Below are 16,774 nucleotides of genomic sequence, written 5' to 3'. Positions count from 1 at the left end.
TCGTGATCGGCGATAGTGGACGAATGGAACCGGTACCGGAGGACTGGCAGCGGGCGCTCGTGATCGCCGCGCACCCCGACGACATCGAGTACGGCGCGGCGTCCGCGGTGGCGCGGTGGACCCGACAGGGCAAGGAGGTGCGCTACGTCCTGGCGACCAGCGGCGAGGCCGGCATCGCGGGCCTGCCGCCGGCGGCGTGCGGGCCGCTGCGCGAGCAGGAGGAGCGGGCATCCGCCCGGGTCGTCGGGGTCGAGGTGGTCGAGTTCCTCGGGCATCCCGACGGCCGCCTGGTGGCGGGGCCGGACCTGCGCCGCGATCTTGCGGCGGCGATCCGGCGGCACCGACCCGAGATGGTGGTGACCGGCAATTTCGGGCTCACGTGGTTCCCCGGCGTCCTCAACAGCGCCGACCACCGTGCCCTGGGGCTGAGCGTGCTCGACGCGGTCACCGACGCGGCGAACGAGTGGATCTTCCCGGACCTGGCCGAGCAGGGTCTGCCGCCGTGGCCGGGGGTGCGGTGGGTGGCGGTGAGCACCACGTCTCCCACTCACGGAGTGGACGTCACCGACACCGTCGAGGACGGCGTCGCGTCCCTCGCCGAGCACCGCCGCTATCTCGAGGCACTCGCGCCCACCCCCGTGCTCGACCAGGCCCGGGCGCAGGTGGAGTCGGCCACGGCCGCTCTGCCCGGGTTCGCGGCGGAACGGGCCGCCGGGTTCGAGCTCTACACGTTCGGGGGCTGACCGCCGGGTACGAGGACGACTCCGGCACCGGGCACGGCCTCGACGTCCACGGGCAGCGGTCCGAGCGGTTCGCCGTCCGCGTAGGCGGAGATGCCGGGACACTCGAGCCGCACCCGCCGGGCGCGGTGCACCCTCACCTCGTCCAGGTCGACGTGGGTGCCGCGGTAGACGGTGGGGAACAGGCGCAGCAGGCGGGTCCGGTTGGCCGAGGTCACGATCACGACGTCGAGGAGGCCGTCGTCGAGACGCGCGTCCGGCGCGATGCGCATGCCGCCCCCGTAGGTGGAGGCATTGCCCACGGCCACCATCGTCGCCGCCACGTCGAGGTCGTCGCCGTCCAGCGTGATGCGATACGGCAGCAGGCGGAGATTCGCCAGTTCCGCGACCATCGCGACGTTGTAGCGCAGCCGGCCGCGCGGCCGGCGCATCCGGTTGGCGCGGTCGGTGACCAGGGAGTCGAATCCGCTGGCGAGCACGGTGCCGAACCAGTGGTCCGGCCGCCCGGGCGCCCGGACCCTTCCGAGGTCGATCGTCCGCGTGGCCCCGTCGGCGATCACGTCGGCCGCCGCCACCGGATCCGACGGCACGTGCAGGACGCGGGCGAGGTCGTTGCCGGTCCCGGCCGGGACGATGCCGAGCGGAATCCCGGTCTGCGCGAGCGCCTGCCAGGCGAGCCAGACGAGCCCGTCCCCGCCGACCGCGACGAGTGCCCCGGTTCCCTCGCCGACGGCGTGGCGCACCAGTTCGAGGGAGTGTTCCGGGGTGTCGCCGGCGATCTCGGTGACGCGCAGGCCCCGTTCGCGCAGCCGGGCCGTGGCGGACCTCGTCGCGCGCGCGGTGTGCGGGCCCGCGGCCGGGTTCGTCAGGACGGTGACGGATTCGATCACGGCAGCAGCTTTCCAGGGTTGAGGATGCCGAGCGGGTCGAGTGCGTCCTTGACCGCGCGGAGCAGGCCGGTGCCCAGAGTCCCGATCTCGTCGGCCATCCACGGCCGATGGTCGCGCCCGACCGCGTGGTGGTGGGTGACGGTGCCGCCGGCCGTCATGATCGCGTCCGTGGCGGCGCGCTTGGCCGCCGACCACTGCGTGAGGGGATCGTCCGTCTGCGCGCACACGACGGTGAAGTACAGGGACGCGCCGGTGGGGTAGGTGTGCGAGATGTGGCACAGCACCAGTGGCGGGGTGCCCTGTTCCTGCAGGGAGGCGGTGAGCGCATCGGTCACCGCCGTCCGCAGCCGCGCCAGATTGCTCCACGTGGTGGCGGTTTCGAGGGTCTCGGCGAGTGCCCCGACCCGCAGCAGGGCGTCGCGCAGGTGCGGCGCGTCGAACCGTCCCTGCTCCCAGGCGCGGGCCGGCTCTTCTCCGAGGTCGGTGCCGCCCAGGGTCGAGAGCAGGGCGTCGACCTCCGCGGCGCGGGCTCGTACGTGTTCGGCGGTGCCCTCGACGGTGGTCACGGCCAGGCATCCGGTGGGGGCGGTCGCACCGATGTGTTCGTGCAACGCGAGGTTCGTCGCGGTCTCGGTCTCGTCCGACAGGCGCAGCACGGTGGGGACGGCGCCGGTCTGCACGAGGGTGCGCAGGGCGTCCGCACCCGTGGCGAAGTCGGGAAACGACCAGGCGCGGTGGGCGGTCGCGGCGGGAATCGGGTGAATTCGCACGCCGACCTCGGTGACGATGCCGAACAGGCCCTCGGACCCGAGGAACAGTTGCCGCAGGTCCGGGCCCGCGGCCGAGGCCGGGGCGCGGCCCGCCCGGACGGTACCGCGCGGGGTGGCGACGACGAGGTGCTCGACCATCTCGTCGAACCGGCCGTGGCCCGCGGAGGCCTGGCCGGAGGATCGGGTGACGGCGAACCCGCCCACGGTCGCGTGGCGGAAGCTCTGCGGGAAGTGCCCGAGCGAGAAGCCGTGGGCACCGAGCAGCTCCTCGGCCTGCGGTCCGGTCGCGCCGGCCTGCAGCGTCGCCAGACCGGAGACCGGATCGAGATCGGTGAGCGCGTTCATCCGTTGCAGGTCCACTGCGACGACGGCCTCGAAGCCGTCGCGCACCGGATCCAGCCCGCCGACGACGCTGGTGCCGCCGCCGAACGGCACGACGGCGATCCCCTCGCCCGTGCAGTAGTCGAGTACGGCGAGCACCTCGTCGTGGCTGCCGGGCCGCAGCACCGCGTCGGGACCGTCCTGCGGGCCGGGGTTCTGTCGCCGCAGCAGGTCGAGGGTGCTCTTGCCGCCGGCGTGACGGAGCCGGGCCGCGTCGTCGTCGGCGACGTGTTCCGGACCGACGATGCGCCGCAGGCCCTGGTGGTGCCGGGTGCCCAGCCGGGACGGGGTGAGCCGCACGGCGGTCTCGGGCAGCGAACGGGCGCGCTCGGTGTCCACGCCGAGAGCCTGTCGAAGCAGTGTGCGGACGCCCTCGCCGAGTTCCTTCCGGCGGTCCGCCGTGCCCCACGCGTCCCACTCCATCTCGGCTGCGGCGGTGGGGTGTTGCGGTGTGAACCTCACAGTCATGCGTTACAGTGTTACATACAATGTCTATTCGTAACGATGAGATCCGGTCTTCCGGCCCGCCGGCGGCAACCGTCGAGAACCAGATCCTCGACGCCACCCGCTCGTGCCTGCTCGACTTCGGACTGCGGCGCACCACCCTCGCCGAGGTGGCGCGGCGCGCCGGTGTCAGCCGCCCCACGGTCTATCGTCGCTGGCCCGACACCCGTGCCCTGGTCGCGGACCTTCTCACCCGTGAGATCCGCGCCGTCCTGCCCGATCTCCGCGAAGAGGGGCCCGTCCGGCCGCGCGTCGTGCGGGCCGTCGTGACGGCCGTCGACGAGATCGGCACACATCCGCTGTTCGAGAAGATCCTGCGGTCGGACCCGGACCTGCTCATGACGTACATCGTGGACCGGCTCGGGACCAGCCAGCACGCAGTGCTCGAGGTGCTGACCGGGGCGCTCGTCCTCGGCCAGCGCGACGGCACCGTCCGCGCCGGCGACGTCCGCGCGCTCGCCGCGTTCGTGCTGCTCACCGCCCAGTCCGTGGTGCAGTCCGCCGGGATGGTCACCGAGGTGGTCGACCGGGCGGCCCTGCTGGCCGAGCTGGCGCACGCCGTCGACACCTATCTCGCACCCTCCGGGGAGGATCGCCCGTGACCGGACCCGCCTCCAGTGCCCTCGACGCCGCCCGCCGCCGCCGGGAACTCGACGACCTCGCCGCCCGGCCCACCGTCGACGTGCTCGTCGTCGGCGGCGGTGTCACCGGCGCCGGCGCCGCGCTCGACGCCGCGTCGCGCGGCCTGAGCGTCGTCCTCGTCGAACGGCACGATCTCGCCTTCGGCACCAGCCGGTGGAGTTCGAAGCTCGTCCACGGCGGCCTGCGCTATCTCGCCACCGGGAACATCGGTATCGCCCGCGAAAGTGCCGTCGAGCGGGGAATTCTCATGACCCACACGGCGCCGCACCTGGTGCGCGCGATGCCGCAGCTGGTGCCGCTGCTGCCGTCGGTCGGCCGCGGCGAGGCCGCGCTCGTGCGCACCGGGTTCCTCGCCGGCGACGCCCTGCGGGTCTCCGCGCACACGCCGTCCGCGGTGCTGCCGCGCTCGCGCCGCATCGGCGCGGGGCGCGCCGCCGACCTGGTCCCCGCCGTCCGGCGCGACGGGCTGCGCGGGGGACTGCTCGCCTACGACGGCCAGCTCGTCGACGACGCCCGGCTCGTCGTCGCCCTCGCCCGCACCGCCGCCTCCTACGGCGCCCGCATCCTCACCCGCGTCGACGCCCACTCCGTCACGGCCGACGGCGCCGCCCTGCGCGACACCCTCACAGGCACCGAGGTGCGGGTGACGGCCCGCGCCGTGATCAACGCGGCGGGCGTGTGGGCGGGACAGGTGGATCCGTCGATCCGGCTGCGACCGAGCCGCGGCACCCACCTCGTGCTCGCCGCCGCCGCCCTCGGCAACCCCACGGCCGCGCTCACCGTGCCGATTCCCGGCGCCACCAACCGGTTCGTCTTCGCGCTGCCCGCCCAGCTGGGCCGCATCTATCTGGGACTGACCGACGAGGAGGCGCCCGGCGCGCTGCCCGACGTCCCGCAGGCCACCGACGGTGAGATCGACTTCCTCCTCGACACCGCCAACACCGCCCTCGCCGTGCCCCTGACCCGCAACGACGTCCTCGGCACCTTCGCGGGACTGCGGCCGCTGCTCGACTCCTCCGCGCCGGGTACCGACACCGGCGGCGGCACCGCGGACCTGTCGCGCCGGCACGCGGTCGTGCGCTCCGAGTCCGGTCCGATCGGCATCGTCGGCGGCAAGCTCACCACCTACCGGCGGATGGCGCAGGACGCCGTCGACGCGGCCGTCGAGACGGCCGGACTGCGTGTCGGGCCGTGCCGCACCCAGCGGCTCCCCCTCGTCGGCGCCGCGACTCCTGCCGTGCTGCGCACCGTCGCCGCCCCGGCGAACCTGGTGCGGCGCTACGGCACCGAGGCGGCCCTGCTCGCCGCGGACCCGCGCCGGCTGGAACCGATCGTCCCCGGGCTCGACATTAGCCGCGCCGAACTGGAATTCGCCGTCACCCACGAGGGCGCCCTCGACGTCGACGACATCCTCGACCGCCGCACCCGGATCGGGCTCGTGCCCGGCGACCGGGCCCGGGCGCTCGACGCCGCCGGGGATGTGTCGGCCTGACCGCCGGAGCGTCCGGCCCGGCACTCTTCACGTGCGCGATATTCTGAGACGGCTGTCGGGCGGGCGCCGCGACGGACTCGGGAGTGGACGACACCGTGGGAGAACTGCAGACCGGCTCCGTGTTCGCCGGGTACCGTATCGAACGCCGCCTCGGCACGGGAGGGATGGGCAGCGTCTACCTGGCGCGGCATCCGAACCTGCCGCGTTTCATCGCGCTGAAGCTGCTCGACCCGTCGGCGACCGCGAACCCGGGAAACCGCAGCCGGTTCCTCCGGGAGGCCGACCACGTGGCGCGGCTCGAACATCCCAACATCGTCACCGTGTACGACCGCGGCAATGTCGGCGACCAGTTGTGGATTGCGATGCAGTACGTGGACGGCACCGACGCGGTGGGTGCACTGCGCAGGGGACCGATGCCTCCGGGGCGCGCCGTGCATATCGTGTCCGAGACCGCCCGCGCGCTCGATTACGCGCATGCACACGGGATACTGCACCGCGACGTCAAGCCCGCGAACATCCTGCTCACGCCGAGCGGGGCGAGCGAACCCGAGCGCGTCCTGCTCGCGGACTTCGGGATCGCGAAGAGCCTCGACAGCACGGCGGTCACCGAGACCGGCATGCTCGTCGCCAGCCTGCAGTACGCGTCCCCCGAACAGATCGAGGGGCGGCCCCTCGGCCCCCGGACCGACGTCTACGCCCTCGGGTGCACGCTCTATCAGCTGCTCACGACGCGGCCACCGTATCCGGGGTCCGAGCCGGCCCATCTGGTCCACGCGCATCTGCATCTGCCCCCGCCGCGCCCCACCGCGGCGCGGCCGGACCTGCCGTCCGCGTTCGACGATGTGATCGCCCGCGCGATGGCCAAGCGCCCCGAGGACCGCTTCCCCACGTGCGGTGCGCTGGCCGCGGCCGCGCGTGCCGCTCTCACCGAGCCGGTCACCGAGCCCGTCACCGCGCCGACCCGGGCGTTCACCGCCGCCGAACCCGCCCCCGTGTCCGCCGGTCCGACCGCCCCGCCCGGACACCCGACGTCGCGTTCCCGTCGGCCGCTGCTCGTGCTGCTGGGCGCCGCGATCGTGGGCCTCGCGCTCGTCGGATCGCTGACGTGGATCCTGCCCGGCCGCGGCGAGGCGCCGGAGCCGGATGTGCGGGCCGACACCTCGGCCACCGGGCAGATCGACAGCCCCGGTCCGGTGGTGCCGCCCCCCGCGACGGTCACGGCGGAGGTCACCGACCTCCTCACCACTTCGTCCGCACCGACGACCACGGCCCCGCCGCAGAGCCGCCCGGACCGCATCCCGGTCGCGCAGGCGGACACCCGGGGCTTCGACGACGACATCGGGCCGCGCTGCAACTCGACCGACGAGGCCGTCGCGGTGGCGCGCACGTCGGAGTCGCGGGTCCTGGTGTGCCGCAACGACTTCGATCGCCTCTACTACAAGGGCCTGCGGCTCAGCGACGGTGCCGACATCGAACTGGCCGACGCCGCCCCGGCCGCCGCCGGATTCACCGTCGTGGCCGGACCTGTTCGCTACACGTTCGACGAGGACGAACTGCTGATCATCGACAACGGAACGGTCACCACCCGCGAGCAGGTGCTCCAGTTCTGGTCGGCGTATCCGTGACCGCCGGCGCCGCGGAACGGCCACGCCGTGGGACTGTTGCCGCCGATCTCCGCGCCGATCGGTGGCCGTCCCCGGATTCGGGCCCGTCGCCGCGGCCGTGCCCGCCCCTCCCTGCGATCACCAGTAGCGACTGCCGGGCCCGCCTTTGAAGGGGCCGACCACCCGATCGGTGATCCAGCCGCCGTAGAAGCCCCCCGCCTGGGGACGCACCCGCTCGCCGTCGACGAAACAGCCGTCCATCGGACCCGGCATGACTGCCACATGCCCGACGAGTGCCTCGTATCCGGCAACCGGCCGGGGATAGTGCCACGCCGCACGCTCGGCGACGTGTCCGCCTGCCACGACGTCGAAATAGTCGGCCCGTCCCTTCCACTCGCACACCGTGCTCCCGGGAACCGGCCGCAGGACCCCTTCGGCGAAGCATGTCCGAGCCACACCTCGACCAGCTCGTCGCTCCGTCGGACCACGGGCGGCCGTGGGTAGTCCCACACCGACTCCTGCCCCGGACCGACGGGGTCCGGCACCGGATGGCCGCTCCTCACGGGACACCTGCCGACATCGTCATGCTTCCAGGCTCGCACGTACGACGCGGTGGGCACAGCCCGGGCGAGCCCCACCGCCGAGGCGCTGCAGCGGCGGCCGGTACTCCCGGCGTCGCCTCCACAACCGGGCAGCGCGGAGCGGGTGTGGCAGTCTGAGCCGATGCGAGTGGCGGTGGTGGCCGGGCCCGACGCCGGGCATGCGATCCCGGCGATAGCCCTGAGCCTGCGTCTGGCCGAGGCGGGCGACGAGCCCGTCCTCTTCACCGGCGAGCGGTGGCTCGGCCTCGACCTGGACGGGGTGACGCTCGCGCCACTCGCCGGGCTGGCCCCGCGTCCGGAGGACGACGATGCCGATGCCGGTGCCCGCATCCATGCCCGCGCCGCCCACATCGCGTCCGAGATGCTGCCCGGGCTCAGCGCCTTGCTGCCCGACCTCGTCGTCTCCGACGTGCTCACCGCGGGCGGCGGCATGGCCGCCGAACGCCTCGGTATCCCCTGGGTGGAGCTGTCGCCCCATCCGCTGTATCTGCCCTCGCGGGGGCTGCCCCCCATCGGCAGCGGTCTCGCCGCAGGCACCGGGCTGCGCGGGCGCGCGCGGGACACGGTGCTGCGCGCGGCGACCGCCCGGTCGATCCGGCAGGGGGAACGCGAACGGTCCGCGGCGCGCGTCGGGATCGGCCTGGCCGCCCGGGATCCGGGGCCGGCGGCCCGGCTCGTCGCCACCCTGCCCGCCCTCGAGGTGCCGCGACCGGACTGGCCCGCCGGGGCGCACGTCGTCGGGCCGCTGCTGTGGGAGCCCACCGGCGACGTCCTGGCGCCGCCCTCCGGCGACGGACCGCTGGTGATGGTGGCCCCGTCCACCGCGGCTACCGGCGTGCCCGGCCTGCTCGACGCCGTGTGCACGGGCCTCGGCGGATCCGGGATGCGGATCGTCGTCGCGATGCTCGAGCCGCCCGAGCGGGACTGGCCGGACGGCGTCGTGGCCGGGCACGGCCGGCAGGACCTGCTGCTCGAGCAGGCCGACGTGGTGGTGTGCGGCGGCGGCCACGGGATGCTCGCCAAGGCCCTGCGCGCCGGGGTGCCCGCGGTCGTGGTGCCCGGCGGCGGCGACCAGTGGGAGCTGGCCAATCGGGCCGCCCGGCAGGGCAGCGCGGTGGTCGTGCGGCCACTCGACTCCGACGCGCTGCGGGCGGCCGTGGACACCGTGCTGACCGAGCCACGCTTCACGCGCGCGGCCCGCCTGGCCGCCGCGACGGCAACGCAGGTCGAGGACCCGGTGACCGTCTGCCGCAGCGTCGTGGCGCCGATGCGGTGACGTGCCCCGCGTCCGCGCCACCGGCCGCTGTCGGGGGTCCGGGAAGCGACTACCGTGGCGCAGGTGCGACTGACGGAATTTCACGAGTGTGTCCGCAACGAGTTCGGGCAGCTGCGCGGCGACGCCCTGCTACGTGACCACGTGCTGCTCTCGCTCGGCGGGCGGACCGCCGCCGCGGCCATCGAGGCCGGCCGGGAACCCCGTGAGGTGTGGCGGGCCCTGTGCGAGGAGTTCGACGTCCCGCCCGCGCGCCGGTGAAACCGCCGCGCCCGTTCCGTTCGAACAGTTGTTCGCCTATGCTGGTCCGCGGGTGGTGAAGAAGTAGTCCACAGGCGTCCGATTCATCCACAGATCCGGCCGCTCGCCGGTCGGGACGGCGAACTTGTCGGTGCCGGACTCTAACGTCATCGGCAAGCAAGACGAGACTCGAAAAGGGGACCACGATGGCACCACAGGCACACGATCGCGACAAGGCGCTCGAGCTGGCGCTCGCGCAGATCGACAAGAGCTTCGGCAAGGGCTCGGTGATGCGCCTGGGGGAGGAGTCCCGCCAGCCCATCGCCGTGATCCCGACGGGCTCGATCGCGCTCGACGTCGCGCTCGGCATCGGCGGCCTCCCGCGCGGCCGGGTCGTCGAGATCTACGGCCCGGAATCCTCCGGTAAGACGACGGTCGCGCTGCACGCCGTGGCCAACGCCCAGGCCGCCGGCGGCATCGCCGCCTTCATCGACGCCGAGCACGCGCTCGATCCCGAGTACGCGCGCAAGCTCGGTGTCGACACCGACGCCCTGCTCGTGTCGCAGCCGGATACCGGTGAGCAGGCGCTCGAGATCGCGGACATGCTGATCCGTTCCGGCGCGCTCGACATCATCGTGGTCGACTCGGTGGCGGCCCTGGTGCCGCGCGCCGAGATCGAGGGCGAGATGGGTGACAGCCACGTCGGCCTGCAGGCCCGCCTGATGAGCCAGGCGCTGCGCAAGATGACCGGTGCGCTCAACAACTCGGGCACCACCGCGATCTTCATCAACCAGCTGCGCGAGAAGATCGGTGTGATGTTCGGCTCGCCCGAAACGACCACCGGCGGCAAGGCTTTGAAGTTCTACGCCTCGGTGCGCCTGGACGTGCGCCGTATCGAGACCCTCAAGGACGGCTCCGACGCGGTGGGCAACCGCACCCGCGTCAAGGTCGTCAAGAACAAGGTGTCGCCGCCCTTCAAGCAGGCCGAGTTCGACATCCTCTACGGCCACGGCATCAGCAAGGAGGGCTCGCTCATCGACATGGGGGTCGAGCAGGGCTTCATCCGCAAGTCCGGCTCCTGGTACACCTACGAGGGCGACCAGCTCGGTCAGGGCAAGGAGAACGCCCGCAAGTTCCTGCTGGAGAACACCGACGTCCGGGACGAGATCGAGAAGAAGATCAAGGAGAAGCTCGGCATCGGGGCGGACGTCACCGCCGAGCCCGCCGACGAGCCCGCCGACTTCTGAGTCGAGCGTTGGGCAGCGACTCCCGTCGCGGTGACCGGCGCGGCGGCGACCTGCCCGGCGGCGGAACGGAGGCACAGGCCAAGGACCTGTGCCTCCGTCTGCTGACCGACCGGGCTCGCAGCCGCGCCGAACTCGCCGCGAAACTCGAACAGAAGGGCTTCGCCGCGGACGTCGCCGAGCGGACCCTCGACCGGCTCACCGAGGTGGGCCTCGTCGACGACGCCGAGTTCGCCCAGCAGTGGGTGCGCTCCCGTCATCGGCATGCCGGCCGGGGCAAACGTGCTCTGGCAATGGAACTGCGCCGCAAGGGGATCGGGCAGCACGAGGCGGCTGAGGCGCTGGAGCAGATCGACGGCGACGACGAACGCGCCCGCGCCGCCGAACTGGTGCGCAAGAAGCTGCGCACCCAGCCCCCGCTGCCCACGGAGGGGGATCGGCGCGAGATCGCCGCGGAACGGGACAAGGTGGTGCGACGGCTGGTCGGCATGCTCGCCCGCCGTGGTTACCCGCAGGGCGTGGCCTTCGACGTGGTCCGCGGCGAACTCGCCGGGCTCGATCCCGAGCCCGGCGACGTCGCCACCGACTGACGGGTTACCGGCGCTTGTCGTGATCGCTGGTGATGTCCACCCCCGGGACGGTCATGCCGGAAAGCACGTTGTCGGGGGCGTTCTCGTCGGCCTCCGGCATCGCGGCACGGTTCTTGCGTCCGGTCCGCAGACGCCGCTCGAGCCGCGTCGTGACGACCGTCAACGCGCCGTTGAGCACGATCATGATCGCGGCCACCACGAGCAGCGACGGCAGGTAGTTGCCGAAGAACGCGCCGAGCTGCTGACCGGCGCGCACGACTTCGACGTACCCGATGAGATAGCCGAGCGCGGAGTCCTTCAGGGCCACCACCATCTGCGAGACGATCGCCGGCAACATCGCCGTGACGGCCTGTGGCAACAGGATCAGACGCATGATCTGGCCCTTGCGCATGCCCAGCGCCGCGGCGGCCTCGGTCTGCCCGCGGGGCAGCGACCGGATGCCGGCGCGGACGATCTCGGCGATCACCGAGCCGTTGTAGAGGGTCAGGCCGGTGACCACCGCCGCCAGCGCCAGGTACTTCGACCGGAAGACCTGGTATTCGGCGAACAGCTGGTAGGCGAAGATCATCAGGATCAGTACCGGGATGGCCCGGAACAGTTCGACGATGAAGCCGCACACCGCGCGCACGGGCCGGTGATCGGAGAGCCGGCCGATGCCCAGCGCGGCCCCGAGGATCAGGGCGAGCACGATGGATACCGCGGCCGCGATGAGGGTGCCCCGGATGCCGGGGATCAGATACGTGGTCCACGAGCTCGATTCCAGGAACGGCTCCCACTTCGCGGTGGTGAGCTGCCCCTTGTCGTCGAGAGCCCGGTAGACGAAATAGCCGACGGCGACGAGCAGCACGGCCACCGCCGCCGAGGCGACGTGGTAGATCGTTCGCGCCCGGGGGCCGGGGGCGTCGTAGAGGACGGTTGCGCGGCCGGTGCTCACCGGGACACCTCGAATCGCGTGCTCAGCCAGCCGAACAGCAGGCCCGTGGGCAGGGTCAGGATCACGAAGCCGAGGGCGAAGATGCCGCCGATGACGAAGATCTGCGCCTCGTTCTCGATCATGGTCTTCATCAGCAGGGAGGCCTCCGAGACGCCGATGACGGACGCGATCGTCGAATTCTTGGTCAGGGCGATCAGCACGCTGCCGAGGGGTGCGATCACCGCGCGGAACGCCTGCGGCAGCACGATCAGGCGCAGATTCTGGCCGAAGGTCAGCCCGAGGGAGCGGCCCGCCTCGGCCTGCCCGACGTTGACGGTGTTGATGCCCGAGCGCAGCGACTCGCAGACGAACGCCGCGGTATAGACGCTCAGGCCCAGCACCGCGAGCCGGAAGTTGTTGTCCACCAGGAACGTCGGCGACGACTGGGGGGCAAGGCTGATGCCCAGCGTCTGTGACAGGCCGAACAGGCAGAAGATGATGATCAGCGTCAGGGGGGTGTTGCGGAAGATCCCCACGTACACGGTGCCGACCGCCCGTGCCACCGGCACCGGGGACACGCGCATGCCGGCGAGGATCGTTCCGAGGATCAGCGCGCCGATCGCCGAGAACACCGTCAACTGCACGGTGGTCCAGAAGGCGTCGATCAACTGATCGCCGTACTTGCTCAACAGATCCACAGGTCAACTCCACCGATCGGGGACTGGGATCCGGCCGGCCCGTGACGAGTCGTCGAACGGGCCGGCCGGACGGCGGGGACGGTCAGTAGCGGTCGACCTGCGGCGGTTCCGGCAGGGGGTATCCGGACGGGCCGACAGTGGATTCGAGGGCGGCCTGCCAGGCCCCGCTCGAGATCATCTCTTCGATCGCGTCGTTGATCTGGTTGCGGGACTCGGTGTCGCCCTTGGCCAGACCGATACCGTAGCGCTCTTCCGTGAACGGCTCGCCCACGACCTTCAACTGGCCCGGGTACTGGGCCGCGTAACCGGCGAGAATGATGTCGTCGGTGGTCACGGCGTCGACCGCACCGTTGCGCAGCGCCTCGACGCAGGCGGAGTAGGTGTCGAACTCCTGCAGCTGCACGTCCTGCGCGTAGGTGTCCTTGACCTTCTGTGCGGGGGTGGAGCCGGCCACCGAGCACAGCCGCTTGCCGCCGTTGAGCGACTCCGGTCCGGTGATGTCGGTGTTGTCGGCACGCACGAGCAACGACTGGCCGGCGACGAAGTACGGCCCGGCGAAGTCGACCTTCTCCTTGCGCGTGTCGGTGATCGAGTAGGTGGCGACGATGTAGTCCACCTCACCGTTCTCGATGAGGGTCTCGCGCTGCGGGGACGGGGCTTCCTTGAACTCGATGTTCTCCGGCGCCACTCCCAGCTGCTGCCCGACGTACTTCGCGACCTCGACGTCGAACCCGCTGAAGGTACCGTCGGGGTTGCGCAACCCGAGCCCGGGCTGGTCGAACTTGATGCCGACGACGAGGGAGCCGCTCTCGGCGGACTGCGACACGCTGCGCTGCTCGTCTCCGCCACACGCGGTGGCGAGCACGGCGACGGCGATCGCGCCGATGCCCAGGCGAACCGAGCGGGTGATTCTCATCGAGTACCTCCGTGTTGTGGGTGATGCCGCCCCGGTTCCGGTGCGGCAGCGACGCCGGATCAGTGACTGAGGATCTTGCCGAGGAAGTCCTGGGCGCGGGCGGACTTGGGTGCGGTGAAGAACGTGTCGGGGTCGGTGTCCTCGATGATCTGCCCGTCCGCCATGAACAGCACGCGGTTGCCGGCCTTGCGGGCGAAGCCCATCTCGTGGGTGACGACGAGCATCGTCATGCCCTCCCGGGCCAGCGACGTCATGACGTCGAGCACCTCCTGGACCATCTCGGGGTCCAGCGCCGAGGTCGGCTCGTCGAACAGCATGACCTTCGGGTTCATCGCCAGTGCCCGCGCGATCGCGACGCGCTGCTGCTGGCCGCCCGAGAGCTGCGCGGGATACTTTTCCGCCTGATTGGCGATGCCGACGCGGTCGAGAAGTTGCAGCGCCTGCTCCTTGGCCTCGGTCCTGCCCTTGCGACGGACCTTTACCGGGGCGAGCATGACGTTCTCGAGGATGGTCTTGTGCGCGAACAGGTTGAACGACTGGAACACCATTCCCACGTCGGCTCGCAGCGCCGCGAGCGCCTTACCTTCTGCGGGAAGCAGCTTGCCGTCCACCCGGATCTCGCCCGAGTCGATCGGCTCGAGCCGGTTGATGGTCCGGCACAGGGTGGACTTGCCGGACCCGGACGGCCCCACCACGATCACGACCTGACCCGCCGATACTTCGAGGTTGATGTCCTGCAGCACGTGCAGGGCTCCGAAGTGCTTCTCCACCGCCGACATCGAGATCATCGGGGGTGCGCCGCCTGCCGAGCCGGAGGGCTTCTCGAATTCGACCGCCGCTGGTGTCATGGACAGAACCCTATGCTGCCCGCGCCGCCGTGCCGCAATTTTCGCAAGCCGAGTTCGGACTGCGTAATGGAAAATTTACGGTCGGCCCCGAAAGGCCGGTTCCGGTTCGCCCCGCCGGGTCGCGCGATGGACTAGTTTGTCTCTCTCGGCCCACTTCAGGAGCGGTCCGGCCCCGTGAGCTAGGCTGGGACGTGTCATCGATGGACCATGAACCCCCCAGCGCCCCGGCCGCCCTCGACGCGACCGCCGAGGTCGGCGCCCGCACCTACGAGGTGCGCACCTATGGCTGCCAGATGAACGTGCACGACTCGGAGCGCCTGTCCGGGCTGCTCGAGGACTCCGGGTTCACCAAGGCAGGGCCGGGTGCGCCCGCCGATCTCGTGGTCTTCAACACCTGCGCGGTGCGGGAGAATGCCGACAACAAGCTCTACGGCAACCTGAGCCATCTGCGGCCCGTCAAGGACGCCAACCCGAACATGCAGATCGCCGTCGGTGGGTGCCTTGCCCAGAAGGACCGCGAGGTCGTCGTGAAGAAGGCGCCGTGGGTCGACGTCGTGTTCGGGACGCACAACATCGGCAACCTGCCGGCGCTGCTCGATCGTGCCCGGCACAACCGCCGCGCCGAGGTCGAGATCCTCGAATCGCTCGAGGCGTTCCCCTCGACCCTGCCCGCCCGGCGCGAGTCCAGCTACGCCGGCTGGGTGTCGATCTCCGTGGGCTGCAACAACACCTGCACCTTCTGCATCGTGCCGTCGCTGCGTGGCAAGGAGGTGGACCGCCGGCCCGGTGACATCCTCGCCGAGGTCCGCGCGCTCGTCGACGAGGGCGTCCTCGAGGTGACCCTGCTCGGGCAGAACGTCAACTCCTACGGCCGCTCCTTCGCCGATCCGGAGCAGCCCCGCGACCGCGGCGCGTTCGCCGCGCTGCTGCGCGCCTGCGGCGGTATCGAGGGTCTCGAACGGGTCCGCTTCACCTCCCCGCACCCCGCGGAGTTCACCGACGACGTCATCGAGGCGATGGCGCAGACCCCGAACGTGTGCCCGCAGCTGCATATGCCGCTGCAGTCCGGCTCGGACCGCGTCCTGCGCGCGATGCGCCGCTCGTACCGCAAGGAGCGGTTCCTCGGGATCATCGAGAAGGTGCGCGCGGCCATGCCGCACGCGGCGATCACCACCGATATCATCGTCGGGTTCCCCGGCGAGACCGAGGAGGACTTCCAGGAGACCCTCGACGTCGTCGAGAAGGCCCGGTTCACCAGCGCCTTCACCTTCCAGTACTCCAGGCGACCCGGCACGCCGGCCGCGGAGATGGACGGCCAGCTGCCCAAGGCGGTGGTGCAGGAACGGTACGAACGGCTCATCGCGCTGCAGGAGCGGATCACCCTCGAGGAGAACCTCGCGCTCGTCGGCAGGGAGGTCGAGTTGCTCGTCGCCGCGGGGGAGGGCCGCAAGGACTCCGAGACCGCCCGGATGAGCGGCCGCGCCCGTGACGGCCGGCTCGTGCACTTCCGGCCCGAGGGCAACATCGACCGTGCGGTTCGCCCGGGCGACGTCGTCACGATCGTGATCAGCGAGGCCGCCCCGCACCATCTGGTCGCGGACACCCCGATCCTGACTCATCGGCGCACCCGCGCCGGCGACCGGTTCGAGCAGGGCCGCACCCCCAAGACGCCCCCCATCGGGGTGGGGCTCGGTCTCCCGCAGATCGGTGTGCCCGAGCCACTTCCGGCACAGACGGGATGTGACGCATGACCGCGAGCGGCCCCGACGAGGGCAGGACGCCCGGCGACGACGCCGGGGACGACGGAAGGGATCCGATGGACGAAGTCCGCGCCGACCTCGAGGCAGCCGAACGCAAGATCGCCGGCGAGATCGACCCCGGAGCCCGCGCGCTCGTCGTCGCGGTCGCGGTGCTCGTGCTGCTCGGCTCGTTCAGCCTGCCCCATGCCGGGGCGGCCAACGGGTGGGAGGTGCTGTCCTTCGCCCCCGACGCGACCGCCGAGTCCATCGCGCTGCCCTCCCGCATCTTCGTGTGGCTCGCTCTGGTGTTCGGCGCGATCTTCTCCATCCTGGCGCTCGTCACCCGCCGGTGGGTGCTGGCGTGGCTGGCGCTGGCCGGCTCCGCGGTGTCGATCGTGTTCGGCATGCTCTCGATCTGGTCGAGGCAGACCCTGCCGGTCGGCGACCCGGGCGCGGGACCGGGCATCGGCCTGATCCTGGGCTGGATCACCGTCATGGTGCTCACCTTCCACTGGGCGAAGGTGGTGTGGACGCGCACCGCGCTTCAGCTCGCCGCCGAGGAGGAACTCCGCAACGCGGCCGCCCAGCAGGAGAACAAGGGCCTGCTCGACGACTGACCGCCCGGGACCGGACGAACGACGGTGCCCCCGGCTCGAACGAGCCGGGGGCACCGTCGTGTCCGGAGGGG

General features: G+C 71.7%; 16 protein-coding genes and 1 pseudogene. 10 read left to right on the top strand and 7 right to left on the bottom strand.

Features of this window, described 5'->3' with window-relative positions:
• The first annotated feature begins 23 nt into the window (after positions 1 to 23).
• Positions 24 to 743: a PIG-L deacetylase family protein gene (locus JYA75_RS19890; RefSeq protein WP_006948272.1), complete on the top strand. Its 720-nt coding sequence runs from the start codon at positions 24 to 26 to the stop codon at positions 741 to 743.
• Here the strand turns inward: JYA75_RS19890 and JYA75_RS19885 are convergent.
• Both JYA75_RS19885 and JYA75_RS19880 read right to left on the bottom strand, forming a co-directional pair.
• The gene (locus JYA75_RS19885) at positions 725 to 1,630 is read right to left on the bottom strand and encodes a diacylglycerol kinase (protein WP_006948271.1); all 906 of its coding nucleotides are present in this window, start codon (positions 1,628 to 1,630) and stop codon (positions 725 to 727) included. The two genes, JYA75_RS19890 and JYA75_RS19885, sit on opposite strands and share 19 nt — an antisense overlap.
• Positions 1,627 to 3,249 carry an FAD-binding oxidoreductase gene (locus JYA75_RS19880; protein ID WP_044476648.1) on the bottom strand — a complete coding sequence of 541 codons (1,623 nt, stop codon included), beginning with the start codon at positions 3,247 to 3,249 and terminating at the stop codon, positions 1,627 to 1,629. Before JYA75_RS19880 ends, JYA75_RS19885 begins: the two co-directional genes overlap by 4 nt.
• A 20-nt stretch (positions 3,250 to 3,269) precedes the next feature.
• Here JYA75_RS19880 and JYA75_RS19875 point away from each other — a divergent pair, with 20 nt between their 5' ends.
• The 3 genes from JYA75_RS19875 (at position 3,270) to JYA75_RS19865 (ending at position 7,044) form a co-directional block, all read left to right on the top strand.
• Positions 3,270 to 3,887 carry a TetR/AcrR family transcriptional regulator gene (locus tag JYA75_RS19875; protein ID WP_065922631.1) on the top strand — a complete coding sequence of 206 codons (618 nt, stop codon included), beginning with the start codon at positions 3,270 to 3,272 and terminating at the stop codon, positions 3,885 to 3,887.
• Entirely contained in the window at positions 3,884 to 5,419 is a 1,536-nt protein-coding gene (locus tag JYA75_RS19870; RefSeq protein WP_050035117.1) for a glycerol-3-phosphate dehydrogenase/oxidase, read from the top strand. Before JYA75_RS19875 ends, JYA75_RS19870 begins: the two co-directional genes overlap by 4 nt.
• Positions 5,420 to 5,502: 83 nt before the next feature.
• A complete protein-coding gene (locus tag JYA75_RS19865) occupies positions 5,503 to 7,044 on the top strand; it encodes a serine/threonine-protein kinase (RefSeq protein WP_185712716.1) in 1,542 nt (513 codons plus the stop codon).
• 117 nt (positions 7,045 to 7,161) lie between these two features.
• On the opposite strand, the pseudogene JYA75_RS19860 reads toward JYA75_RS19865, so the two are convergent.
• Positions 7,162 to 7,586 (bottom strand): annotated as a pseudogene (locus JYA75_RS19860) (DUF427 domain-containing protein).
• Positions 7,587 to 7,746: 160 nt separating this feature from the next.
• Here JYA75_RS19860 and JYA75_RS19855 point away from each other — a divergent pair.
• The 4 genes from JYA75_RS19855 (at position 7,747) to recX (ending at position 10,972) form a co-directional block, all read left to right on the top strand.
• Positions 7,747 to 8,901, top strand: a complete 1,155-nt coding sequence (locus JYA75_RS19855) for a nucleotide disphospho-sugar-binding domain-containing protein (protein ID WP_044476646.1) — start codon at positions 7,747 to 7,749, stop codon at positions 8,899 to 8,901.
• A 63-nt stretch (positions 8,902 to 8,964) separates the two neighbouring features.
• Positions 8,965 to 9,159: a DUF3046 domain-containing protein gene (locus JYA75_RS19850; RefSeq protein ID WP_029543347.1), complete on the top strand. Its 195-nt coding sequence runs from the start codon at positions 8,965 to 8,967 to the stop codon at positions 9,157 to 9,159.
• Positions 9,160 to 9,344: 185 nt separating this feature from the next.
• Positions 9,345 to 10,385 (top strand): recombinase RecA, encoded by a 1,041-nt coding sequence (gene recA / locus JYA75_RS19845; protein WP_006948259.1) that lies wholly within the window; start codon positions 9,345 to 9,347, stop codon positions 10,383 to 10,385.
• Positions 10,386 to 10,393: 8 nt separating this feature from the next.
• A complete protein-coding gene (gene recX, locus JYA75_RS19840; RefSeq protein ID WP_006948258.1) occupies positions 10,394 to 10,972 on the top strand; it encodes a recombination regulator RecX in 579 nt (192 codons plus the stop codon).
• A 4-nt stretch (positions 10,973 to 10,976) separates the two neighbouring features.
• Here recX and JYA75_RS19835 read toward each other — a convergent pair whose 3' ends face one another.
• The 4 genes from JYA75_RS19835 to JYA75_RS19820 all read right to left on the bottom strand — a co-directional run bounded on the left by JYA75_RS19835 (position 10,977) and on the right by JYA75_RS19820 (position 14,287).
• Positions 10,977 to 11,906, bottom strand: a complete 930-nt coding sequence (locus tag JYA75_RS19835) for an amino acid ABC transporter permease (protein ID WP_203329271.1) — start codon at positions 11,904 to 11,906, stop codon at positions 10,977 to 10,979.
• A complete protein-coding gene (locus JYA75_RS19830) occupies positions 11,903 to 12,583 on the bottom strand; it encodes an amino acid ABC transporter permease (protein ID WP_006948253.1) in 681 nt (226 codons plus the stop codon). The genes JYA75_RS19835 and JYA75_RS19830 overlap by 4 nt, the downstream gene beginning before the upstream one ends.
• Positions 12,584 to 12,665: 82 nt before the next feature.
• Positions 12,666 to 13,499: a glutamate ABC transporter substrate-binding protein gene (locus tag JYA75_RS19825; protein ID WP_006948252.1), complete on the bottom strand. Its 834-nt coding sequence runs from the start codon at positions 13,497 to 13,499 to the stop codon at positions 12,666 to 12,668.
• A 59-nt stretch (positions 13,500 to 13,558) separates the two neighbouring features.
• Positions 13,559 to 14,287 carry an amino acid ABC transporter ATP-binding protein gene (locus JYA75_RS19820; RefSeq protein ID WP_029543348.1) on the bottom strand — a complete coding sequence of 243 codons (729 nt, stop codon included), beginning with the start codon at positions 14,285 to 14,287 and terminating at the stop codon, positions 13,559 to 13,561.
• Positions 14,288 to 14,547: 260 nt separating this feature from the next.
• Between JYA75_RS19820 and miaB the strand changes: the two genes are divergently transcribed.
• Together miaB and JYA75_RS19810 are read left to right on the top strand one after the other, a co-directional pair.
• Positions 14,548 to 16,098 carry a tRNA (N6-isopentenyl adenosine(37)-C2)-methylthiotransferase MiaB gene (gene miaB / locus JYA75_RS19815; RefSeq protein ID WP_006948250.1) on the top strand — a complete coding sequence of 517 codons (1,551 nt, stop codon included), beginning with the start codon at positions 14,548 to 14,550 and terminating at the stop codon, positions 16,096 to 16,098.
• Positions 16,095 to 16,703: a hypothetical protein gene (locus JYA75_RS19810; protein WP_006948249.1), complete on the top strand. Its 609-nt coding sequence runs from the start codon at positions 16,095 to 16,097 to the stop codon at positions 16,701 to 16,703. The genes miaB and JYA75_RS19810 overlap by 4 nt, the downstream gene beginning before the upstream one ends.
• Positions 16,704 to 16,774 lie beyond the last annotated feature (71 nt).

Origin of the sequence: Rhodococcus sp. PSBB066, assembly GCF_017068255.1 — a bacterium.
GTDB lineage: Bacteria > Actinomycetota > Actinomycetes > Mycobacteriales > Mycobacteriaceae > Rhodococcus > Rhodococcus aetherivorans.
This window is presented reverse-complemented; position numbering and strand designations above follow the sequence as displayed.